The following is a 23447-nucleotide window of genomic DNA, read 5'->3' as shown; positions in this document are numbered from 1 at the left end:
GGCAGTAGTGGCGGTTGTGGCCCTTGCCGTGATGACGATAACCGTGCTGATCGTGTTGCTGCGTCGCATCGGCGATGCGGGCGGCAAGGTCAGCGGTCCCTCCCCTGAGCAGGAGGCGGAGATCCTCGCCGAGCTGGAAAAGGCCAGGCACGAGGCCGCCGACATCCGTACCAAGGCGGAGAGCGATGCCGGGGAGATCCTGCGCAGGTCCGAGATCGCGGTTGAGGCCGCGGCCGAGCTGCGCAAGGAGGCGGAGGCCGAGGGCCGGGTGCTGAAGTACGAACTCAAGGAGTTTCGCGCCGACCTTGAGCGCAGGGAGAGCCGGCTGGCCGAGCGTGAGCAGCGCCTTGACGAGGAGGCCAGACGCCAGGCCGAACGGGCCCGCAAGCTCGCCGAGACGGAGACCGAGCTGGCCGACCGTCGCGAGGACCTCGACCGGGTCTCCCAGGAGCGCAAGGCCATTCTGGAGAGGGTGTCCGGGCTCACCAGCGACCAGGCCAGGGCGGAGCTCGTCAGGGAGATCGAGAATCAGGCCAAGCGCGAGGCCGCGCTGATCGTCAGGGAGATCGAGAGCGAGGCCCGTAAGGAGGGCGAGAAGCGCGCCACCAAGATCGTCACGCTGGCGGTTCAGCGCGTGGCCACCGAGCAGACCGCCGAGTCCGTCGTCAGCGTGCTGCATCTGCCGGGTGACGAGATGAAGGGCCGCATCATCGGTCGCGAAGGCCGTAACATCCGGGCCTTCGAGTCGACCACGGGGGTCAACCTGATCATCGATGACACGCCCGAAGCGGTGCTGCTGTCATGTTTCGACCCGGTCCGTAGGGAGACCGCACGGCTGACACTGGAGAAGCTCGTCCTGGACGGGCGCATTCACCCTCAGCGCATCGAGGAGGCCCACGAGCGCAGCAAGGCCGAGGTCCAGGAGCTGTGCGTGCGCGCGGGCGAGGACGCCCTGGTCGAGCTCGGCATCACCGACATGCACCCTGAGCTGGTCACTCTCCTCGGCCAGCTCCGCTACCGCACCTCCTACGGCCAGAACGTGCTCGGCCACCTCGTCGAGTCCGCCCACATCGCCGGGATCATGGCGGCTGAGCTGCGGTTGGACTCGACGCTCCTCAAGCGCTGCACCGTGCTGCACGACATCGGCAAGGCTCTCACCCACGAGGTCGAGGGGAGCCATGCCCTCATCGGCGCCGAGATCGCCAGGCGCTACGGCGAGCATGAGGACGTCGTCCACGCGATCGAGGCCCACCACAACGAGGTCGAGGTCAAGACCGTCGAAGCGGTCCTCACCCAGGCCGCCGATGCGATCAGCGGCAGCCGCCCGGGTGCCCGGCGCGAGTCGCTGGAGGCCTACGTCAAGCGCCTGGAGCGGCTGGAGGAGATCGCCGTCTCCTACGAGGGGGTCGACAAGGTCTTCGCCATGCAGGCGGGCCGCGAGATCCGGGTCATGGTCAAGCCGGAGGCGGTCGACGACATCCAGGCCCAGGTGATCGCCCGTGACGTCGCCAAGCAGATCGAGGAGGAGCTCACCTACCCCGGTCAGATCCGCATCACGGTCGTGCGTGAGTCCCGGTCCACCGAGTTCGCCCGATAGCGTGCCGCGGGCAGCCGCTGAGGCGGTGTGGACCAGGCGCCAGACACGGGCAGAGCCAATGTGCCCCTGGTGATACGGGCCCCGGGTGGAGGGCTTTGGGATGGGTCGTTCCTACCGGGAACAGGGCCTGATCCGGAGCCGGAAGCCATTCATGGTGGCCGGTGTCTGCTCTTGATGTGGGTGATGAGCGGGGGTGGCGCTGGGTGGCCGTTCTGGGAGCGCCGGGGGAGCGACCAGGGGAACACCGGTGTGGGCTCGGTGATCGGGATCTGGGCGACGTCGGAGTGCCACGGTATCCGTGTCTTCTCGTCGACGAAGCTGCGGAGGTCGCTTGATCCGCTGATTCTCTCCACGAAGTGTTCCATGCCGAAGGTGGGGCCGGACGTGTCGATGTCAACGGCGAAACCAGCGTTGAGGAAACCATAGGACCCGGCCCACTCACTGTCGCGGGCATTGCCGGGCATCCAGGCCGTCGCGCCCGCCAGGTCTGACATCTGCACCCGGCAGCGGTCGGCGAGTCTGTGCCGGCGGCTGACCAGGATGTGCAGTGGCTCCGGGTGGGCGGGCGTGTGTTCGATCGCTTCGTGGAGTGGGCCGGTGGCGCGGCCGAAGCACTCCCAACTGGGCGGCCGCCTCACCGAAGCAGCGGTCATCGGCGATGGCGGCGAAGGCGCGGACCGCGCCGGGATCCAGCTCCATCCTGCCCCCTTCAACAACTTTTGGTTGTCTACTTTGGGGTGTCGATTGTTGGACAACCCTGCTCCTACTCAGGTCAAATGCGGAGGCCGAAGAAACCCTACAACTTTGAGGAGTGGGTGATGGATTCCTTCGTTCATCTGCATGTGCACACTGAGTACTCGATGCTCGACGGTGCGGCGAAAATCGGCCCGCTGATGAACGAGGTGGCCGAGCAGGGGATGCCCGCTGTGGCCATGAGTGATCATGGCAACGTCCATGGGGCGTATGAGTTCTACCAGTCGGCGAACAGGACCGGCGTCAAGCCGATCATCGGTATCGAAGCCTACGTCGCACCGGGATCGCGGCACCACAGGAAGCCGGTCTTCTGGAGCGACAACCTCGCGCTGCGCAGGTCCAATGACGTGACAGGGGAGGGCGGTGACGTCTCCGGCCGTGGCCTCTACACCCATATGACGATGTGGGCCGCCGACGCGCAGGGCCTGCGAAACCTGTTCCGGCTCCAGTCACGGGCGTGGCTGGAGGGGCACGTGCAGAAATACCCCCGGATGGACGACGAACTGCTCGCCGAACATGGGCAGGGCGTCATCGCCACGACCGGTTGCCCGTCCGGGGAGGTGCAGACCCGCCTACGACTCGGTCAGTACGGCAAGGCCATCGAGGCCGCTGCCCGGTATCGGGACATCTTCGGCGAGGGGAACTACTTCCTGGAGTTGATGGATCACGGCATCGCCATCGAGCGTCGGGTTCGTGACGAGATCCTGAAGATCGGCAAGGATCTCGGGCTGCCGCCGCTGGCCACCAACGACTCGCATTACGTTACCGAGACTCAGGCCGGAGCGCACGACGCGTTGCTGTGTATCGGCACCGGCAAGCAGCTCGCCGAGGCGGGCCGTTTCCGGTTCAGCGGCAGCGGCTATTACGTCAAATCGGCCCGGGAGATGCGGGCGATGTGGGACGCGCAGGTCCCGGACGCGTGCGACAACACGCTGCTGATCGCCGAGCGCGTCGGCGACTACGGCGAGGTGTTCTCCCACCGGGACCTGATGCCGAGGTTTCCCGTCCCGGAGGGGGAGACCGAATCGTCGTGGCTGCGTCGGGAGACACTGCGGGGCGCTCGGCGTAGGTACGGCGGCGAACCATCCCAAGAGGTCCTGGACCGGATCGACTACGAACTGTCCGTCATCGACGACATGGGCTTCCCCGGCTACTTTCTCGTGGTCTCCGACATCTGCCGGCACGCCCGCGAGAACGGGGTCGGGCTGGGCCCCGGCCGCGGGTCAGCCACGGGGTCGATGGTCGCGTACTGCACGGGCATCACCGGGTTGGACCCGATCGAGCACAAGCTGATCTTCGAACGCTTCCTCAACCCCGAGCGCGTCACCATGCCCGACATCGATCTCGACTTCGACGACCGGCGTCGTGAGGAGATGATCAACTATGTCACCCGGAAATACGGCGAGGACCACGTCTGTCAGATCGTCACCTTCGGCACGATCAAAGCCAAGGCCGCGATCAAGGACTCCTGCCGGGTGCTCGGCCACCCCTATGCACTCGGCGACCGGATCACCAAAGCCTTCCCCGCAGCGGTCGGCGGCAAGGAGATCCCTCTCGCGGCCATCCTCGACGAAACCCACCCCCGATACGATGAGGCCGCGGAACTACGGCGGATGTATGAGGAAGAACCCGACGTCAAACGGGTCGTCGACACCGCCGTCGGCGTAGAGGGCCTGACTCGCGGGACCGGCGTCCACGCCGCCGGTGTGATTCTGTCCGCCGATCCGCTGATCGACGTGCTGCCGCTCGTCAGGCCGAAAGCGGGCGGTCCGATCATCACGGGTTTCCCTTTTGCTCAGGCCGAGGATTTGGGCCTGCTGAAAATGGATTTCCTCGGTTTGCGCAACCTCACCGTCATCAACGACGCCATCGCAGGGGTCAAAGCCAACAAGAACATCGACATTGACATCCTCGAAGTCCGGCTCGACGACAGCAGAACCTACGAGCTGCTGGCGCGGGGCGACACGCTGGGGGTGTTCCAGCTCGACGGCGGCGGGATGAGAACGCTCCTGAAACTGATGCAGCCCAGCGAGTTCAACGACATCGCCGCCGTGTCCGCCCTGTACCGGCCCGGGCCGATGGAGATGAACGCCCACACCAACTACGCGCTCCGCAAGACCGGCAAGCAGCAGGTCGAACCCCTCCACCCCGATCTGAAGGAGGCGTTGGAGCCGATCCTGGGTGACACCTACCACCTGGTCGTCTTCCAGGAGCAGGTCATGGCCATCGCCCAGCAGCTCGCCGGGTACTCCCTCGGCGGTGCCGACATGCTGCGCCGGGCGATGGGCAAGAAGAAGAAGGAGGTCTTGGACGCCGAATGGGACAAGTTCTCGGCCGGAATGAAGGATCGGAATTTCTCGGACGAGGCCGTCAAGGCGGTCTGGGACGTCCTCGTCCCCTTCAGTGGCTACGGCTTCAACAAGTCCCACACCGCCGGATACGGCGTCGTGTCGTACTGGACCGCCTATCTGAAGGCCAACCACCCCGCCGAGTACCTCGCCGCACTCCTCACCTCTGTCGGAGACGACAAGGACAAGATGGCCGTCTATCTCTCTGACTGCCGTCGTCTGGGCATCAAGGTCCTGCCTCCCTGCGTCAACGAGAGCGAACTCGACTTCGCCGCGGTCGGCGGAGACATCCGCTTCGGCCTGGGAGCGATCCGCAACGTCGGATCCAACGTCGTCGAGGCGATCGTCAAGGCCCGCGAAGAGAAAGGCGCCTACACCGACTTCAACGACTTTCTCACCAAGGTGCCATCGGTCGTCTGCAACAAGCGGGTCATCGAGTCGCTGGTCAAGGCCGGCGCGTACGACGGCCTGCGGCATCACCGTCAGGGCCTCGTCCTGGTCCATGAGCAGGCCGTTGACACGATCATCGACGTCAAACGCAATCAGGCCCACGGACAGGACTCGCTGTTCGGTGCGGGCGACGAGCCGGGTGACACCGCTTTCTCGGTGGAGATCCCTGACGGAGAGTGGGACAAGACCACCTTGCTGGCCTTCGAACGGGAGATGCTCGGCCTGTACGTGTCGAGCCATCCCCTTGACGGGGCGGAACGCGTGCTGGACGCCCATCGGGACACCACCATCGCCGATCTCCTCACATCCGGACGCCAGGACGGAACGGTGCGGGTGAGCGGGATCATTTCGGGCCTGCAACGCAAGGTCACCAAGCAGGGCAGCTCTTGGGCGATCGTCAACCTCGAAGATCACGATGCCACCGTGGAATGCCTGATCTTCCCCAAGAGCTACCTCCTCTACAGCGAGGCACTGACCGAAGACCGGGTGGTATCCATCCGAGGACGGATCAATGTGCGAGATGAAGCACTGAACATCTACGGTGAGGACGTCGCCGTCCTCGACGTGTCCCAGGCCACCAGAGGCGAACCGCCTGTGGTGATCTCTCTCGCGGAGACCCGGGTGAACCCGCGACTCGTCCAGGAACTGAAACACATCCTGGCCTCCCACCCCGGTCACGCACCCGTGCACCTGCGGCTGCGGCGACCCGGAGCCAAGAGCCTGCTGGTGAACCTCGAATGGTTCCAGGTCAACCCGGAGCCGGCGTTCTACGGCGACGTCAAATCCCTGCTGGGTGCGAACTCGATCGGCAGAGCATGACGGCTCGACCACCACGAACCGGCCGAGGCATACAGCCGGTCGATGTCGACACGATGACCGATCCGGCGTGGGCGTGCCCCCGGTGCGGTCAGGACACCGTTCTCGCCGCGTTGCGGATCCCCAACGGCTGGACGACCGCGAACGGAAAGCGGGTGCGCGGCAACACGCAGGTGCTGTTGTGCACCCGCTGCGACGCGGAAGATCCAACGACCGGACCGATCGTCACCTACTTCGCCGTCCATGGGACCGCGACACTCCAGACTCTGGATCAACTCACGCTTCTTCTACGCCGCTGGATCGAGCGGGCGGAACCACCAAAGCTCGACGAAGACGCGCTGGCGGCCGAAACCGAGGCCTGGCACCGTGGCGACCTGTGAGCCGAACCCGCGCGGGCAGCCGTACATGACCGCCGCGGGTCTCCCGGCCTCCGTCGCCCGACCGCTTTCCGAGGTCTCCCGTCGGCACAGCGATCCCCGCGCCATCGCGCCACCTCAAACCCGGCGGCGAAGTCGTCGCCGAGATCCTCGACATCCTCGGCCCACCCCGGCGCACTCACCCACTGACCACGTCCCTGCCCGGCTCGGTGCTGAGCTGACGGCCTCACGAAGCCGTCCTGCGAAACTCCTGGTAGGTGGACCAGGCGTCAGGAGCGGAAGATCTGCTGGTAGAAGGCGAGTTCGGTGGCCAGGGCCGCGCTGCGGGTCTCGGCCCGGCGGAAGCCGTGGGCCTCCCCCTCGAAGGTGAGGTAGGTGCAGGGGATGCCGCGTTCGGCGAGGGCGTCGGCGAACGCCTGGGACTGGGCCGGAGGGACCACCGGGTCGGACAGTCCCTGCAGGAGCAGCATGGAGCAGGTCACTCCGGCGACCCGCCCGAGGGGTTCGCGCGAGCTGTACAGGACGGGGTCGGCGGGGCCGACCAGCCACTCGACGTAGCGGGACTCGAAGTCGTGGGTGGTCTCGACGAACGGGAGGAGCGAGCTCACTCCGTAGTAGGAGACGCCGCCGGCGAAGGTATCGGACGCGCAGCAGGCCGCCATGACCGTCCAGCCGCCCGCGCTGCCGCCCCGGATCGCGATTCGTCCCGGATCGGCCAGGCCCTCCCTCGCCAGCCACTCAGCCGCGGCGATCGAGTCCTCGACGTCGACCACACCCCACTGGCGGTGCAGCCGTTCGCGGTAGGCGCGACCGTAGCCGGTGGAACCGCCGTAGTTGAGATCGAGCACGCCGATGCCCCGGCTGGTGAAAAAGGCCTTCTCCAGATCGAGCGCGCTGGTGCTGTGACCGGTGGGCCCGCCGTGGACGAACACGATGTACGGCGGGGCGCCGTCGCCGCGGGCCCGCGGATTCGACGGCGGGTAGACGAACGCGTGCACCGGGCGGCCGAACCGGCCCTCGATCTCCACGGCACGGGGGAGCGGCAGGTAGGCGGCGTCGGGCAGCACGTCGACGTCGCGGCGGAGCTCCTCGAACCGACCGGTGGCGGGGTCGATCCGGACGATCGACCGAGGCAGCGCCGGGCCGTACCCGATCGCGACGACCGTGTGTCCGTCCGTGGCCAGGACCGGATCCCAGCCGTCATAGGGCACGTCCAGGTCGCTCAGCACGCCGCTGTCCGGGTCGAAGAGGCCCAGCCGTAGATTGCCCCGCCCGTGCAGGACCGCGAGACCTCCGCCGTCCAGCACGGCGTACGGCAGGGCGCCCAGCTGCCACAGGGGACCGGCGAACTCCTCCTCCACCGGATAGAGCGCCTGGGACGAGGTGCCGTGTATCTCCACCTGGTAGAGGTTCCACCAGCCCGACCAGTCGGAGATCAGATAGAGGTGCCGCTCGTCACGCCACTGCGGGGCGAGCACCGACTCGGCGGAGCCGCCCTTGACCGTCCAGGAACTGCCGTCGGCCAGCCGGACGACGCGCAGCTCCGTGCCGTTCCAGGGCATGCGCGGATGGTTCCAGCAGATGAAGGCCAGGTGCTCGCCGTCGGGGGAGAGAGTGAGGGAGGCGTAGAAGTCGCTCCCGCTGACCCACTCGCGCGGCTCGTCCTCGCCGTGCAGCGGAATGGACACGATCGAACGGCTCACCCGGCCGTTGCGGTGGTGCCGCTCTTGGACGCACCAGATCTGCCCGTCGCGGACGACCATTTCCGCGTAGCGGAGCCCGGCGTGGAGTTCGGGCTCGGGCGTGATCGGCCGGGGTTCGGCGCCGGGTGCCAGCAGGTAGATCCGCTGGTCGCTGAAGTTCGTGAACACCACGCCCCCATCGGGGACCACCGCGTACGACCGCCCGCCGTACTCGTGGACCCGCGTTCTGGCGCTCCACGGTGCGGTCAGCAGCTCACGGTGCGTGCCGTCGGCTCCCCGGTGCACGATCGTGCTCCGCCCGCCCTCGGTGGGGCGGTCCTCGGTCCACCACACCTCTTCGCCGAGCGTCGTGGGGAACCCGAGGCGCAGCCCTGACCGGGCCACGCCGGAGGTGGAGATCGGAGAAGGCCAGGTGGCGTACGGCAGGACGACCTGCTCGGGGGACATGCCGCAATCCTGCCCGATAACGCGCCGCGTGTCGCCGGTATGGCGCTCATCCCGTGTCCCGGGTGTCTTCGCGTGAGGTGAGCCGCGTGTCCGGAGGCGGGGAGACGACGGTGAGGACGGCCGCCGAACGCGGTGACGCCCCGTCGGGAACGATCACGGCGCGGGCGCGGAGCGGGGCCGCCTCCGCAGCGGCCTGTCCGCCTCCCCGAAGGCCGTTGTTCCGGCGCGGGCGATCGGGGAGGCGAGAGGGGAGGAGCGGGCTCAGTCGACCGCTACGGCGGGTCCGGCGCCGACGACCGCCCCGGGCGGGGCGACCGGCCGGGCCGAGGTCTTCCGGCTGCGGCGGCTGCGCTTTTCCAGCCAGGTGGCAAAGGAGCTGAGCACCATGTTGAGGCCGACGTAGATGATCCCGATGACGATCGCGGCGGGGATGAGAGACCCGAAGTTGACGGCAGGGATGATCTTGAAACCCATGTTCAGCAGGTCGACGTAGGCGATGATGTAGCCGAGCGCGGTGTCCTTGAGCAGCACGACGAACTGGCTCACGATCGCCGGCATCATCGCGGTGACGGCCTGCGGAAGCAGGACCAGCGTCATCACGCCGCCCTTGCGCAGCCCGATCGCGTAGGCCGCCTCCGACTGCCCCTTGGGCACGGAGCGGATGCCGGCGCGGACGATCTCGGCCAGCACCGAACCGTTGTAGAGGGTCAGGCCGGCCACGAGCGCGATCAGGGTGTAGTCGCCGCCCCCGAGCACGCTGGGCAGGAGATAGAAGATGAAGAAGATCAGCAGCAGGAGCGGGATCGCCCGGAAGATCTCGACGACCGCGCCCGCGGGCACCCGGATCCACTTGTGGTCGGAGAGCCTGGCCATGCCGAAGACCACGCCGAAGAGGAGGGCGAGAACCGCGGCGAGCCCCGCGGCCTTCAGGGTCCCGAGCAGGCCGGGAATGATGTAGTCGATCCAGGTGGAGGCCTCGAGGAACGGCCGCCAGATCCTGCCCTCCCACTGGCCCTTCGCGTCGAACCTGGAATAGACGAAGTAGACGATCGCCACCAGCGCGACGGTCGCGAGCAGGGTCAGGACGTTGTTGCGCAACCGCGCGCGCGGCCCCGGCGCGTCGAACAGGACACTCGCCTGGGAGCTCATCGGACCACCGCCAGCCGGTTGGCCAGCCAACCGGTGAGGAAGCCGATCGGCAGGGTCACCGCCATGAACGCGACGATGAGGCCGAGGAAGATGGGAATGGAGGCGCCGGTCGTGTCAAAGGTCTCCTTCATGATGAACGCCGCGTCCGCCAGATAGCCGGCGGCCATCGCGACGGTGGTGTTCTTGATCATGGCGATCATCACGCTGCCCAGCGGGGCGACGACCACGCGGAAGGCCTGCGGAAGAATGATCATCCGCAGTGACTGGAAGAAGGTGAGCCCGATCGCGCGAGCCGCCTCGGCCTGTCCCAGCGGGACCGTGTTGACGCCCGAGCGCAGCGCCTCGCAGACGAAGCTCGAGGTGTAGGCCGACAGCCCCAGCGCCACCAGCCAGAAGGCGTTGCTGCTCGGCTCGTCGGAGAAGGCCAGGCCCAGGGTGTCGCTGAGCCCGAGTGCGGAGAAGGCCAGGACCAGGGTCAGCGGCGTGTTCCGCACGACGTTGACATAGGTCGTTCCCACCGCCCGCAGGACCGGTGTCGGCGAGACCCGCATGGACACCAGAATCGTGCCGAGGATCAGCGACAGGATCGCGCAGACGAGGGAGAGCTGCACATTGTGCAGAAAACCTCCCAGCAGGTCCGGCGCGTATTTGATCAGTTCATCCATCGTGCTCCACCAGAGGACGGCAAGCGGCCGGTGCCCGGAAAGCCGGGTCACCGGCCGCTACGTGAGAGATCGGACTAGGCGCAGGGCTCGAACGCGGGAGGCTCGGTGGGCAGCGTGAGGCCCTGGGTCTTGCCGAACCACTTGTCCAGCAGCTGCTTGGCGGTGCCGTCCTGGTACATCTTGGTGATCGCCGCGTTGACGGCCTCGCAGGTCTTGGTGTCGCCCTTCTTCAGGCCGACGCCGTACTTCTCGTCGGTGAAGGGGTCGCCAAGGACCTTGAAGCTTCCACCGGACGCGGCGGCCTGGGTGGCGAAACCGGCGAGGATGAGGTCGTCGGTGGTGACGGCGTCGAGGTTGCTGCCGCTCAGCTTGGCGACGCACTCCGAGTAGTTGGCCGCGCCGACGAGCTGGGCGTCGAGGTCGAGCTTGCCGTCCGGCGGCGGGTCGGTGATCCGCTTGTAGGAGTTGGAGCCGGCGGCCTGGCAGATCCGCTTGCCCGCCAGGTCGGCGGACTTGGTGATGGAGGCGTCGTCGGCGCGGACCATGGTGTCCTGGTGGGCCACGATGTACGGCCCGCCGAACGTCACCTTCGTCTTGCGCTCGTCGGTGATGGAGTAGCTCGCGAAGATGATGTCCACGGTGCCGTTGGCGAGGAAGGGCTCACGGTTGGAGGAGGCGGACTCCTTCCACTCGATCTCGACGTTCTCACCGCCGCCGAGCTCCTTGACGACATACTTGGCGACGTCGACGTCGAAGCCCTCGGGCTCCGCACCCTTCTTCAGGCCGAGGCCCGGCTGGTCCCACTTGGTGCCGACGACAATCTTCTTGGCACCCTTCACCTTGTCGGCGACGGTGGCGTAGCTCTCCTCGCCACCACAAGCCGTGAGGCCCAAAGCGAGCGCGCTCGCAGCCGCCAGCGCCACGCCAACACGTAATACTCGCATGTTCCGTTACCTCTTCTTCTCTATTGGGGTGTGCCGGCTGTAGAGCTTCAGTGGGTGAGGATCTTGGAAAGGAAATCCTTGGCCCGATCCGTCCGGGCGTTGGTGAAGAACTCCTCGGGAGTGTTCTCCTCCACGATCTGGCCCTCGGCCATGAACACCACGCGGTTCGCCGCGCGGCGGGCGAAGCCCATCTCGTGGGTGACGACCATCATCGTCATACCCTCCTGGGCGAGGCCGATCATGACATCGAGGACCTCCTGGACCATCTCCGGGTCCAGCGCGGAGGTCGGCTCGTCGAACAGGATCATCTTGGGATCCATGGCCAGGGCGCGGGCGATGGCCACGCGCTGCTGCTGGCCTCCCGAAAGCTGCGCGGGATACTTGGAGGCCTGGGCGCCGATGCCGACCCGCTCCAGGAGTTCCATGCCCCGCCGCTCGGCCTCGTCCTTGGCGATGCCACGGACCTTGATCGGTCCGAGTGTGACGTTCTCAAGGATCGTCTTGTGCGCGAACAGGTTGAAGGACTGGAACACCATCCCGACCTCGGACCTGAGCTTGGCCAGGGTCTTGCCCTCCACCGCGAGCGGCTGCCCGTCGAAAGTGATCGTCCCCTGATCGATCGTCTCCAGCCGGTTGATCGTCCGGCACAGGGTCGACTTGCCGCCGCCGGAAGGACCGATGACGACGAGGACCTCGCCCCGGGAGATCGTCAGATTGATGTCGCGAAGGACATGCAGGCTGCCGAAATGCTTGTTGACATCCTCTAGAACGACCAGAGGCGTCTTGTCCCCGTTCTGCGTCATGGTGGACAACGTAATTCTGTCAGGCCACCTGGGGCTAACCCTGCGGTACCGATCAGATCACGGCCTCCTCGCCTCCCGGCCCTCCGGCCCCGGCCGACAGGCCTGGGACGGGTGGGTGCGAACGGTCCGGACACGACGGCGGGAGCCGATCGCAGCGGGCTTCGAGGCCCCGGGCGCACCGCCGCCCCTGTGAGTTTCCTGTGAGTCGGGGCCGTCGGCCCCCCCGCGTGCGGCCCCGGAGTTCCGGCCGGGCGAAATCCTCGGCGCGTGGCCCGGTTCGTCGCCCCCGGGGCGGAGGACACCGGGCCGTACCCGAAGGTCGGCGGAGCGCCTACCCTTGTCTTGAGATGACTGTCACCGTGGAGAGCGCCCGCACGTACGAGGTTCGTACCTACGGGTGCCAGATGAACGTGCACGACTCCGAGCGCCTGTCGGGCCTGCTGGAAAACGCCGGATACGTTCCGGCCGCCCAGGGGGAGACGGCCGACGTGGTCGTGTTCAACACCTGTGCCGTGCGGGAGAACGCCGACAACAAGCTCTACGGCAATCTCGGGCACCTGCGTCCCTCTAAGATGAGCAACCCGGGCATGCAGATCGCCGTGGGCGGCTGTCTGGCGCAGAAGGACCAGGGGGAGATCGTCCGTAAGGCGCCCTGGGTGGACGTGGTGTTCGGCACCCACAACATCGGCTCGCTGCCGGTGCTGCTGGAGCGCGCGCGCATCCAGCAGGAGGCCCAGGTCGAGATCAAGGAATCCCTGGAGACCTTCCCGAGCACGCTGCCGACCAAGCGCGAGTCCGCCTACGCCGCGTGGGTGTCGGTGTCGGTCGGATGCAACAACACCTGCACGTTCTGCATCGTGCCGGCGCTGCGCGGCAAGGAGAAGGACCGCCGCCCCGGCGACGTCCTCAACGAGGTGCGGACCCTGGTCGACCAGGGTGTGCTCGAAGTCACCCTCCTCGGCCAGAACGTCAACACCTACGGCGTGGAGTTCGGCGACAAGCTCGCCTTCGGCAAGCTGCTGCGGGCCTGCGGCACCATCGAGGGCCTGGAGCGGGTCCGCTTCACCAGCCCGCACCCGGCCGCGTTCACCGACGACGTCATCGCGGCCATGGCCGAGACGCCCAACGTGATGCACCAGCTCCACATGCCGCTGCAGTCCGGATCCGACCGGATCCTCAAGGCGATGCGCCGCTCCTACCGGGCCGAGCGCTACCTGGGCATCATCGAGCGGGTCCGCGCGGCCATGCCGGACGCGGCCATCTCCACCGACATCATCGTGGGCTTCCCCGGCGAGACCGAGGAAGACTTCCAGAGCACCCTCGACGTGGTGCGCGAGTCGCGGTTCGCCAACGCGTTCACGTTCCAGTACTCCATCCGGCCGGGCACCCCCGCCGCCACCATGGACGACCAGATCCCCAAGGAGGTCGTGCAGGAGCGCTACGAGCGGCTCGTCGCCCTGCAGACCGAGATCGCCTGGTCGGAGAACAAGAAGCAGGTCGGCCGCGCGCTTGAGGTGCTGGTGGCCGAGGGCGAGGGCCGCAAGGACGGGGCGACCCACCGGATGTCCGGCCGTGCCGCCGACAACCGCCTGGTCCACTTCGTGCCGAACCTGCGGGGCGGCGCTCCGGAGACCGAGGTTCCGCGTCCCGGCGACGTGGTGAGTGTCGAGGTGACCTATGCGGCGCCTCACCACCTGGTGGCCGACGGCCCCGCCCTGAAGCTCCGCCGTACGCGCGCGGGCGACGCGTGGGAGGCCCGGCAGGGCGTCCCGGCGACCGGGGGCCCCGGAGTCATGCTCGGCATGCCCTCCGTCGGCCGTCCCGCCCCGCTTCCGGAGGCCTCCGGCTGCTCCGTTCCCTCCTGATGATCTGAATGTTCCGGACAATTTCGATCTTGAGTAATTCGGGGGCGGGAAGCGCATTCGGAGCCGGATGAATTCGGGAGGCGAGACCTCGGGTGCCCTGCGGAAATCGGTGCTTCAGGTGATCTCCACCGCTACTGCCAGGGCGGATGTCGATGAAGATCGCAAAGATCCCTCAATGCGTAGTAACTCGTAATTCGTCCGTGATTGTTGCGCGAGCATTTCCCCGCTGTGGCTAATGTGGTTCCGCACCCTCGGAAGCCGTGGAGGTTTCCCCTCGAGAACCGCAGGGAGTTGTTCCCATGCACGTCCCTCCGGCTTCGGGCCGTCCAAGAGAGCCCGAAGCACACAACGGTCCCCATCCCGAAACGTTCAACAATCCTCGTCCTGAGACGTTCAACGGCCCTCGTCCTGAGACGTTCAACGGTCCCCACCCCGGAACGTCCAACGGCCCTCGTCCTGAGACGTTCAACGGTCCCCACCCCGGAACGTCCAACGGCCCTCGTCCTGAGACGTTCAACGGTCCCCACCCCGGAACGTCCAACGGCCCTCGTCCTGAGACGTTCAACGGTCCCCATCCCGGAACGTTCAACATTCCTCGTCCTGAGGCGTTCAACGGTCCCGTCGGACAGACGGAGGTCATCACCGGCCCCACAGGTGAGCCCCGTTCACGCCGGAAGAAAGGGAGAAACGGCCTGGCCATAGCCGCTTTCTCCGTCCTCGGCGCCGCCATCCTGGGCGGAGGCATCGTCTACGTCGTGCTCGGCGGTGCCGAAGACACGCCGACCGGCTCCGGCGGCGTCTCGGTGTCACAGTCGCCGGAGAACCCCCCGGAGGCCCAGCAGAACCCCGAATCGGGCGAGAGCTCGGAAGGGGCGGCGGACGACCCGTCAGATCAGGACGGCGCGTCGAGCGCGGACGCCGGTGCGGGCACCGGCACGGACACGGGCACCGGCGGCGGCACCGACGCCGGAACCGGAACCGGAACCGGAACCGGTGCCGACACGGGCGCGGGCAACGGCGGCTCCGGCGGCACGTCCACGGCTGACAAACCCGCGACCGACAAGCCGGCGAAGGAATCGCAGAGCAGCCCGCAGCAACAGCCGCCGGGAGAGCAGACCGACCCGCGCTCCGACGGCGACACCGGTTACGTCGCGCCCCAGGGGCCCGTCTCCGGATACTGACCCCGTTTCGAACGGCCCGCCTGTGACGCCGGGACACGGGCTTCTCCACCGTGCCCCGGCGTCCTCGCGGTCGTGAGGCGGGCGGCCTCCGTTAGTCTGGCGAGGTGCTTGTCGCCGCGGCCGTGTGCCCGCACCCTCCGTTGCTGGTCCCCGAGCTGGCCGGCGCCGCCGCCGGGGAGCTCGACGATCTCCGGGCGGCCTGTGCGTCGGCGGTGAGTGCCCTGCGGGACGCCGAGCCCGACGTGATCGTGGTGGTCGGCGGCGCCGATCGGGCCGGGGCCTACGGCGCCGACGCCGCGGGGACCCTGGCGCCCTGGGGCGTCGACGTGCGGACCGGCGAGGGCGAGCCAGTCCTGCCGCTCTCCCTGTCGATCGGCCGCTGGCTCCTCGAAAGGACGAACCTGGCCGCCGCGGAGTTCCACGCGATCCCCTTCGACGCCACCTCGCAAAACTGCGCCGCGCTCGGCGGGCGGCTGGCGGACCTGGCCGGACGCGTGGCGATGCTGGTCATGGCCGACGGCTCGGCCCGCCTCACCGAGAAGTCCCCGGGGTTCCTGGACCCTCGCGCACGGCCTCTCAACGAGGCGGCCGTCAAGGCACTCGCGCGGGGCGAGGTTCTGGAGTTCGACCCCGCGGAGGCCGCCGAGCTGTGGTTCGCGGGCCGCGCGGCCCTGGAGGTCCTCGCCGGAACCGGGGGCTCCCTCAACGGCGAGGTCCTCTACGACGACGCCCCCTACGGGGTCGGCTACTTCGCCGTTCGCTGGACGGAGTGAGCTCGCACCCACCGGAGCCCGCCGGAAACGCCCCCGGAAGCGGGCCGGGAGGCCCCTCGGCCACGGGGACGTTGGAGATCGTTGAGCGATCGAAGACCTCGCAGTCCCGAACGGATCCGGTCATCCGCACGGCCCGTGCGCACGCGGGCGCCGCCGGGTTCGGGAGGAGCGGTACGCCTCCCGTATGGCATGGCCCGCGCGCATGAGGACGCCGCCGTCCGCCGCCTGCCGGCCGAGTGGTTACGGTGAGAAGGCGGGAACACGGCCGGGGGCCGAGAGCGACGAGATCCGAAGGGACACATCTCACATGACAGGAACAGTGGCGTTCGGGAGCGTCCCCACGCAGCTGGGAGACATGTTCGTCGCCGTCACTGAGGAGGGCGTGGCGAGCGTCGGCTGGGGCCACCGGGGCGGCTGGGGCGACGGGGGCAGGGTCAGGGCCCGCGTGCTGGAGCAGCTCGACCTGGCCGAGGTGGACGATCCCGGCAGGACGGCCGCCGTGCTCGGTGAGCTCGGCGACTACTACGCGGGCAGGTTGCGGACCTTCAGCGTCCCGGTGGACTGGCGGCTGACCTCGCCCGTGCAGCGCCGGGTGCTGGGCACGCTGCACGAGACGGTCCCCTACGGCAAGGCCGTGACCTACGGCGAACTGGCCGCTCGCAGTCAGACGGGCGTGCCCGCGCGGGCCATCGGATCGATCATGGGAGCCAATCCCATCCCCGTCATCGTGCCGTGCCATCGGGTGATCGCGGGAAACGGGCTCGGTGGGTTCAGCGGGGGCGAGGGTGTGGAGTCCAAGCGGTGGCTGCTGACCATGGAGGGCTACCTGCAGCCGACGCTCGACTGGGACTGACCTCGCGTCCCGGCGCCTCCCAAAAATTTCGAGAACTTTCGAGCGCCGGGATCGCCCCCCGAACGCCGAACCGGCGTTCGCACCCCGGCGAGTTGGCACACTTGTCCCCGTGCGTCAACTACCAGTCATCGCCGTCATCGGACCCACCGCGGCCGGAAAGTCCGACCTCGCCGTGGATCTCGCCCTCGAACTGGGGGGCGAGGTCATCAACGCCGACTCCATGCAGCTTTACCGGGGAATGGACATCGGGACGGCGAAGCTGTCGATGACGGAACGGCGCGGGGTTCCCCACCACCTTCTCGACATCTGGGACGTGACCAAGGACGCGAGCGTGGCCGAGTACCAGGCGCTGGTCCGTCCGCTGATGGACGCCATGCTGGCCAAGGAGATCGTGCCCATCCTGGTCGGCGGGTCCGGGCTGTACGTGCGGGCCGCACTCGACGATCTGGAGTTTCCCGGCACCGATCCGGAGATCCGCGCCCGGTTGGAGGCGGAGCTGGAGCGCGAGGGCACGGCCGTCCTGTACGAGCGGCTCAGGGAGCGTGATCCGAAGGCCGCCGAGACGATCCTGCCGAGCAACGGCCGCAAGATCGTCCGAGCGCTGGAGGTCATCGAGTTCTCCGGGCGGCCGTTCTCGGCCACGATGCCGTCCTACGACGCCGTCTACGACAGCGTGCAACTGGGGGTGGAGGTGCCGAGAGAGGTGCTGGACGCCCGGGTCGAGGCGCGGGTGGAACGCATGTGGGAGGCCGGGCTGGTGGAGGAGGTCCGGCGCCTGTCCGCACAGGGGCTCGCCGGAAGCCGTACGGCCAGCCGCGCCCTCGGCTACGCCCAGGTCCTGCGGTTCCTCGACGGCGAGTGGACCGAGGAGCAGGCCAGGGAGGAGACGATCCGGGCGACGCGCAGGTTCGTCCGCCGTCAGGAGTCGTGGTTCCGCCGCGACCCTCGGGTGATCTGGCTTCCCCAGCAGGCTCCCGGCCTCCTTGACCGGGCGCTCGCCGCGGTGCGCCGGTGATCTGAACCGGCGAGGACCCGGCGGGCGTTGACCTCCGGCGACCCCGGCGACCCCGGCGACCCCGGCGACCCCGGCGACCCCGGCGACCCCGGCGACCCCGGCGACCCCCCCGCCCTCGGTGACCCCGCGCCCTCGGTGGCTTCGCCGGCGCTGACGGCTCCCCGCACCGAGGGCTCCGGGAGGTTCGGATCCCCGCCCGCCCGGTGCGACGAGGGCGGGCGTCCACGCCGGAGAGGCGATCGGCGGCGTGGATAGAGTTGAGGGATGAGATTTGCAAAGGGACATGGCACCGAGAACGACTTCGTGATCCTTCCCGACCCCGAAGGCGAACTGGAACTGTCCGCGACGCTCGTGGCGGCGATGTGCGACCGGCGTGCGGGGATCGGCGCCGACGGCGTGCTGCACGTGATGCGGACGAAGCGCAGTCCCGAGGTGGCCGACCAGGCGGGTGACGCCGAGTGGTTCATGGACTATCGCAACGCCGACGGCGGCGTCGCGGAGATGTGCGGTAACGGGACGCGGGTCTTCGCTCGTTACCTGGTGGACACGGGGCTGGCCGCCGCGGGTGAGTTCGGCGTGGCCACCCGTGGAGGGGTCAAGCGTGTGCGGCTCGCCGAGACCGGTGACGTGAGCGTGGAGATGGGTCTGCCCCGGGTGCTGGGTTCGAGCCGGACGAGCGTGTCCGGACGTGAGTACGAAGGACTCCACGTCGACATGGGCAACCCCCATCTGGCCTGTGTCATCGGCGATCCGGTGGCCCAGCTCGACCTGGGTCACCAGCCCGTGTTCGACCCTGAGAGGTTCCCCTCGGGGGTCAACATCGAGCTGCTCAATCCGGTGGGGCCGCGCCGGGTCGTGATGCGGGTCTTCGAGCGGGGCGCCGGTGAGACGCGATCCTGTGGCACCGGAGCGGTCGCCTCGGCCGTGGCGGCCGCGCACCAGGCGGGGGAGAGCACCGGCACCTGGGCGGTCGAGGTGCTGGGCGGCACCGTCACCGTCACCCTCGACGAGCACACGAGCTATCTCGCGGGCCCGGCGGTTCTGGTCGCCTCGGGAGACCTCGATCTGTGAGGCCGGTGGTCTCGGGCGGCAGGTCCGGTGACCCGGCCTTCCGCCGCTCGGGCAGTCAGTACCGTACCAAACACCGTGCGTGACCGTCGCCCGTTTCTTCCGGAGGGCAGAGCCGGGGTCTCCATACCGGAGGAACGTGACGAGACGGGCTCGGTCGAACCAGTCGAATCACCCATCAAGGTGAGGTAGTCGAGCAGTCGTTTGGGGCATGCTCGACTACCTGGCAGACTGACGTCTCATGGACGTGGACATCTGGGCCTGGGTTGGCGACACCCAGCGGCAACTGCACGAAGCAGGAAACACCGGTCTGGCTATGGCGATCGGAGATGTGCCCGCGCAGGCGCTGGAGGGCCGATACTCACAGCTCGACGTGCTCGCGCCCGCCATCGCGCAGCAGGCGGAGAACCTCGAACTGCCATGGCTTGAGTTCTACGCCCGCTACTGGCATCTGATCGGCCGCGTCGGCGATCGTGCGCAGGGGGCGGTGGCGATCGCCGACGCGGAGACGCTGGTCGAGTTCGCCAAGCGCGACGACGTCCGTGAATGTCCGGCGGCGCTCGGTGCCCTCGTGGCGCTGACCGTCGCCCAGACGAACGCCGACGGACCCGGCTACGCGGACAAGCGGCTCGCGCTCCTCGCCGCGGTCGACATCGAGCCCGACTCGCTGGCCTTCGCCGCCGTCGCCGAGCAGTACGTCGCGGCGTTGGTGGACGCGGGCCGCGTCAACGAGGCCGTCATCCACGCCGAGGCGGCGGTGGCGGAGCTGGGCGGTGCGGGCCGTGAGGCGAGCTGGGAGCTGGGGGCCGCCTCGGCCCGCGCGCTGCTCGCCGCCGGCCGCGCGGAGGACGCGCTCACCGCGCTCGACGCCGCGACCGGGTTCAAGCCCGATGACCCGGTGGCCAAGGCGCACAGGGAGGGCGTGCTTCGCGCGCTCGTGCTCGCCACCCTGGGCCGGGTGCAGGAGTCCGTCGACGCTCTGCCCGACCTCGACGTGGTCGGCGACCACCCGCGTGTCTGGGTCGAGTGGGCGCACGCCATCCGCGCGCTCGCGGGAACCGCTCAGATCACCAACACCTGGCAGCTCGGCAGGGTGCTCAAGCAGTGGATCGACTACTTCGCCATGATGGGCGGCTACCGCGCGCGGGTCGAGCTCACGCTCGTCGCCGGCGACCTGGCCATCGCCCGTCAGGGCGCCTGGCAGGCCCGGTTGCTGGCCGACATCGCCGAGTCGGCGGCCGGTGAGCTCAAGGAGCCCGGAGACGTCGCCGAGCGGATCGCGGCTCTGCGCACCGCCGCGGACAAGGTCGAACTGCCCAAGGCCCCCAGCCCGCAGGCCGACCTGGTCGGTGCCTTCGACGCCTCCGACGGGTTCAACGCCGACCCCGAGCGGTGGGTGGGATGGTTGACCCCCCTGTCCGGCCGTGACCTGGAGGCCACCCGCAGGCACACCACCACGCTGGGGTTCCTCGGCTACCCGGCCAAGGGCGCCGACATCTACTGGACCATGCTGGTCGAGTCCGGTGCGATCGAGACCGCGGATCCGCAGGACGTCTCCTACCTCACGGGCCTGCTGATCGAGGCCCGCCAGGACGAGCGCCTGGAGCAGATGGCCGAGCGGCTCCCCGACGCTCAGCGTCACCTGGCCCTCGGGCGTCTGCACCGCGCGCGGGAGCGCTGGGAGCAGGCCGCGGCCGAGGGTGAGGCGGCGGTCGCCGCCGGTGCGGGCATCGAGGCGAGCCGCCTGTGGTCCGCGGCGGTGCAGCAGACCGACGACAACGCCAAGGGTGCCGCCATCCTGCGTGACGTCCTCGACTCCGAGGACATCCAGGGCGAGGACATCTGGCGGATGATCACCATGGCGACGGCCGCCGAAGACTGGGAGACCGTCCGCCTGGGCGCCGCCAAGGTCGGCATGCCGCTGCAGTCCACCGAGGGGCCGATCGAGGAGGAGATGGGCCTGGTGCGCCTCATCCTCCCCGCGCCCGACGGCACCCAGCGTCAGGTCATCAGCCTGCGCACCGGCCCCGCGACGGCGCGCCTGGCCATTCCGCAGCCTCCCGGCATGGACTACAACGCGGGCGACCTGGTCGTCTTCGAGCCGCAGCTGCTGGAGCCGATCCCGGAGAGCCCGGCCGAGCAGGAGAACTTCGTCCCGCCCTTCGCCGCGGTCAGCATGCTCCGCCCCGGCGGCTACACCAGCTGGTTCTTCGACGGCGCCGCTCCCAGCGAGGCCGACTGGACCGAGTTCAACGAGGTCCTGGCGGAGCGCGGCTGGCCGATGTGGGTCTACAGCGACGACAACTACAGGGTGACCCACCCCACCTCGGGCGAGCCGCTGCCCGGTGTGTTCGGCTGGATCGCGGTCCCGCCGGACGTCGGCCCGGTCGAGGTGGACGCGCTCCTGGACGACGCCACCGAGCGCTGGGTGCACCCGCTGGCCTGGCTCGAACTCGCCAAGGCCGTCGGCCTCGAGGTGGAGCGGCACGAGCGCATCACCAAGGAGTACGGCCTGTAGCCCTGGCCGTGTGGCTCGCCGGGCCGTGAGAACCGGCCCGAGCGTCGCCTTCTTCGCCGCTCGGCGTCCCGCGACAGGACACCGCCCGTGGGGGATCCCCCCGCGGGCGGTGTTGTTCTTCAGCTCTAGAATCTGTTCCGGTGTGTTCTCGGGCGAAGGAGAATCCGGATGCTGGACCGATTCCGGTTGGACGGCAAGGTCGCCATTGTCACCGGGGCCTCCTCGGGGCTCGGCGTCACGTTCGCGAGAGGCCTGGCCGAGGCGGGCGCTGACATCGTGATCGGTGCGCGCCGGAAGGACCGCCTGGAGGAGACCAGGGCGCTGGTCGAGCAGACCGGCAGGCGGTGCGTGGCGGTCGTCACCGACGTCACCAAGCCCGAGGACTGCCAGGCGCTGGTCGAGGCGGCGGTCGCCGAGCTGGGCGCGGTGGACGTTCTGATCAACAACGCGGGTGTCGGTACGGCGGTGCCCGCGCTCAAGGAGACTCCCGACCAGTTCCGTCAGGTCGTCGAGATCAACCTGTACGGCACCTACTGGATGGCACAGGCCTGCGCCAAGGTCATGAGGCCCGGCTCGTCGATCGTCAACGTCGGCAGCATCCTGGGCGAGACCACCGCCGGTCTGCCCCAGGCCGCCTACAGCGCTTCCAAGGCGGGGGTCGTCGGGCTCACCCGCGACCTGGCCCAGCAGTGGACGGGACGGCGCGGCATCCGCGTCAACTGCGTCGAGCCGGGCTTCTTCGCCTCGGAGATGACCGAGCAGTACGCGGAGAGCTACATGGCCTGGCAGCTCGAACACCGGGTGCTGATGAAGCGCCCCGGTGACCCGTCCGAGCTCGCGGCGGTGGCGATCTTCCTTGCCTCCGACGCCTCGTCCTATGTGACGGGAGCGGTGATCCCGGTGGACGGCGGCATTCTGATCACCTGAGCCGCATGCGGTGGCCGCCGTGATCGGCTTGCTGGGGCCGGCGCTTCCGAACCCGGCGCCGACCGACACGAGGCGGTCATGCCTGCACCGCCCCACCCCTCCGGAGACGCGCGCCTTCGAAGGGGCGCGCCGTCGCCCTCCCGGAGCGCGTGCCTCACGGGCGAAGTTCATCGCGCAGCGGATAATCGACCGCGAGCGGAAAACCGCCTTTCGATAGGGCGGCTGACGTGGTGATATGCCGCGCATGGCGCTGAGAGACTGATTAGCGGTGTCACGGCTCGCCCATTCCCGGAAAGACTGGGTGAGGCTTTTAAGGTTAAGAACGCTTTCTAGGGTAATTTGCCACCTCAGAGGTAGTGATTATGCGTGAAGGGTGGCAAGGTGCGGACTGCGCTGAGACGAGGTGTGGTCGTCACGACGATCATGTTCACGTTGGCAGGCTGTGGTCTCACGGGGGGAGAGCTCGGCAAGCAGCCCCCCGGTAACGAAGGCGGGGCACAGTCCGCTGAGGCGGGTCTCAGGGAACTGAACGAATTGCAGGTCAAGGGTCGTGCCCCGATGACCGGGTACGACCGGGACAAATTCGGGCCCGCGTGGAGCGACGTCGACCACAACGGCTGCGACACCCGCAACGACATTCTCAAGCGCGACCTGACGGATGAGACCTTCAAGAAGGGCGCCAAGGAGTGCATCGTGCTGAGCGGCGTCCTGAATGATCCGTACAGCGGTAAGACCATCAAGTTCGAGCGCGGCCAGACGTCCAGCATGGCGGTGCAGATCGACCATGTGATCGCGCTCGCCGACGCCTGGCAGAAGGGCGCCCAGCAGTGGTCGGAGACCAAGCGCCGAGAACTGGCCAACGACCCGCTGAACCTGATGGCCGTGGACGGGCCGCTGAACAGCCAGAAGGGCGCCGGTGACGCGGCGACCTGGCTGCCGCCGCGCCGCGCCTACCGGTGCACCTATGTCGAGCGTCAGATCGAGGTGAAGGTCAAGTACGACCTGTGGGTGACGTCCGCGGAGAAGGACGCCATGCAGAAAGTGCTCAAGGCCTGCTGATCGAGAACGCCCCGCGAAGGACGTTCAAGGCCTGCTGATCGGGAACGCCCCGCGGAGGACGTTCAAGGACCGCCGATCGAGGGTGCCCTGCGGCACGCCCGGTCAAGAACACCCGACCAAGGACACCCGGTCGAGA

19 protein-coding genes are annotated in these 23447 nt (G+C 68.4%); 13 read left to right on the top strand and 6 right to left on the bottom strand.

What is annotated here, in order from left to right:
• Positions 1-31 precede the first annotated feature (31 nt).
• Positions 32-1597, top strand: a complete 1566-nt coding sequence (gene rny / locus J2853_RS24175) for a ribonuclease Y (protein ID WP_307561628.1) — start codon at positions 32-34, stop codon at positions 1595-1597.
• A 149-nt stretch (positions 1598-1746) separates the two neighbouring features.
• Here the strand turns inward: rny and J2853_RS24170 are convergent, their stop codons facing one another.
• Positions 1747-2250, bottom strand: a complete 504-nt coding sequence (locus J2853_RS24170) for a type 2 periplasmic-binding domain-containing protein (protein ID WP_307561626.1) — start codon at positions 2248-2250, stop codon at positions 1747-1749.
• A 162-nt stretch (positions 2251-2412) separates the two neighbouring features.
• On the opposite strand from J2853_RS24170, the gene dnaE reads away from it, so the two are divergent.
• Entirely contained in the window at positions 2413-5967 is a 3555-nt protein-coding gene (gene dnaE / locus J2853_RS24165; RefSeq protein ID WP_307561625.1) for a DNA polymerase III subunit alpha, read from the top strand.
• Between the two features lie 53 nt (positions 5968-6020).
• Positions 6021-6344, top strand: a complete 324-nt coding sequence (locus J2853_RS24160) for a DUF6300 family protein (protein ID WP_307561623.1) — start codon at positions 6021-6023, stop codon at positions 6342-6344.
• 266 nt (positions 6345-6610) lie between these two features.
• Here the strand turns inward: J2853_RS24160 and J2853_RS24155 are convergent, their stop codons facing one another.
• The 5 genes from J2853_RS24155 to J2853_RS24135 all read right to left on the bottom strand — a co-directional run bounded on the left by J2853_RS24155 (position 6611) and on the right by J2853_RS24135 (position 12052).
• Positions 6611-8491: a S9 family peptidase gene (locus tag J2853_RS24155; protein WP_307561621.1), complete on the bottom strand. Its 1881-nt coding sequence runs from the start codon at positions 8489-8491 to the stop codon at positions 6611-6613.
• A 261-nt stretch (positions 8492-8752) separates the two neighbouring features.
• Positions 8753-9640 carry an amino acid ABC transporter permease gene (locus J2853_RS24150; RefSeq protein ID WP_307561620.1) on the bottom strand — a complete coding sequence of 296 codons (888 nt, stop codon included), beginning with the start codon at positions 9638-9640 and terminating at the stop codon, positions 8753-8755.
• The gene (locus tag J2853_RS24145) at positions 9637-10305 is read right to left on the bottom strand and encodes an amino acid ABC transporter permease (RefSeq protein ID WP_307561619.1); all 669 of its coding nucleotides are present in this window, start codon (positions 10303-10305) and stop codon (positions 9637-9639) included. Before J2853_RS24145 ends, J2853_RS24150 begins: the two co-directional genes overlap by 4 nt.
• A 74-nt stretch (positions 10306-10379) precedes the next feature.
• Positions 10380-11249, bottom strand: coding sequence for a glutamate ABC transporter substrate-binding protein (locus tag J2853_RS24140; protein ID WP_307561618.1), 870 nt, complete (start codon positions 11247-11249; stop codon positions 10380-10382).
• Positions 11250-11296: 47 nt separating this feature from the next.
• The gene (locus tag J2853_RS24135; protein WP_307561616.1) at positions 11297-12052 is read right to left on the bottom strand and encodes an amino acid ABC transporter ATP-binding protein; all 756 of its coding nucleotides are present in this window, start codon (positions 12050-12052) and stop codon (positions 11297-11299) included.
• Between the two features lie 347 nt (positions 12053-12399).
• Here J2853_RS24135 and miaB point away from each other — a divergent pair, with 347 nt between their 5' ends.
• From miaB to J2853_RS24085, 10 genes are all read left to right on the top strand, one after another.
• The gene (gene miaB / locus J2853_RS24130) at positions 12400-13917 is read left to right on the top strand and encodes a tRNA (N6-isopentenyl adenosine(37)-C2)-methylthiotransferase MiaB (protein ID WP_307561614.1); all 1518 of its coding nucleotides are present in this window, start codon (positions 12400-12402) and stop codon (positions 13915-13917) included.
• A gap of 755 nt (positions 13918-14672) precedes the next feature.
• Positions 14673-15098 (top strand): hypothetical protein, encoded by a 426-nt coding sequence (locus tag J2853_RS24125; RefSeq protein ID WP_307561612.1) that lies wholly within the window; start codon positions 14673-14675, stop codon positions 15096-15098.
• 104 nt (positions 15099-15202) lie between these two features.
• A complete protein-coding gene (locus J2853_RS24120) occupies positions 15203-15871 on the top strand; it encodes a class III extradiol ring-cleavage dioxygenase family protein (protein WP_307561609.1) in 669 nt (222 codons plus the stop codon).
• A gap of 307 nt (positions 15872-16178) precedes the next feature.
• Entirely contained in the window at positions 16179-16724 is a 546-nt protein-coding gene (locus J2853_RS24115) for a methylated-DNA--[protein]-cysteine S-methyltransferase (protein WP_307561607.1), read from the top strand.
• 109 nt (positions 16725-16833) lie between these two features.
• Positions 16834-17739: a tRNA (adenosine(37)-N6)-dimethylallyltransferase MiaA gene (gene miaA / locus J2853_RS24110; RefSeq protein ID WP_307561606.1), complete on the top strand. Its 906-nt coding sequence runs from the start codon at positions 16834-16836 to the stop codon at positions 17737-17739.
• Between the two features lie 27 nt (positions 17740-17766).
• Positions 17767-17994 carry a hypothetical protein gene (locus J2853_RS24105; RefSeq protein ID WP_307561604.1) on the top strand — a complete coding sequence of 76 codons (228 nt, stop codon included), beginning with the start codon at positions 17767-17769 and terminating at the stop codon, positions 17992-17994.
• 9 nt (positions 17995-18003) lie between these two features.
• Positions 18004-18810 carry a diaminopimelate epimerase gene (gene dapF, locus J2853_RS24100; RefSeq protein ID WP_307561601.1) on the top strand — a complete coding sequence of 269 codons (807 nt, stop codon included), beginning with the start codon at positions 18004-18006 and terminating at the stop codon, positions 18808-18810.
• Between the two features lie 238 nt (positions 18811-19048).
• Entirely contained in the window at positions 19049-21325 is a 2277-nt protein-coding gene (locus tag J2853_RS24095; protein WP_307561600.1) for a tetratricopeptide repeat protein, read from the top strand.
• Between the two features lie 168 nt (positions 21326-21493).
• Positions 21494-22252, top strand: coding sequence for an SDR family NAD(P)-dependent oxidoreductase (locus J2853_RS24090; protein WP_307561598.1), 759 nt, complete (start codon positions 21494-21496; stop codon positions 22250-22252).
• 381 nt (positions 22253-22633) lie between these two features.
• Positions 22634-23311, top strand: a complete 678-nt coding sequence (locus J2853_RS24085; RefSeq protein ID WP_307561596.1) for an HNH endonuclease family protein — start codon at positions 22634-22636, stop codon at positions 23309-23311.
• Positions 23312-23447: the final 136 nt, after the last annotated feature.

It is taken from the genome of Streptosporangium lutulentum (assembly GCF_030811455.1).
GTDB lineage: Bacteria > Actinomycetota > Actinomycetes > Streptosporangiales > Streptosporangiaceae > Streptosporangium > Streptosporangium lutulentum.
This window is presented reverse-complemented; position numbering and strand designations above follow the sequence as displayed.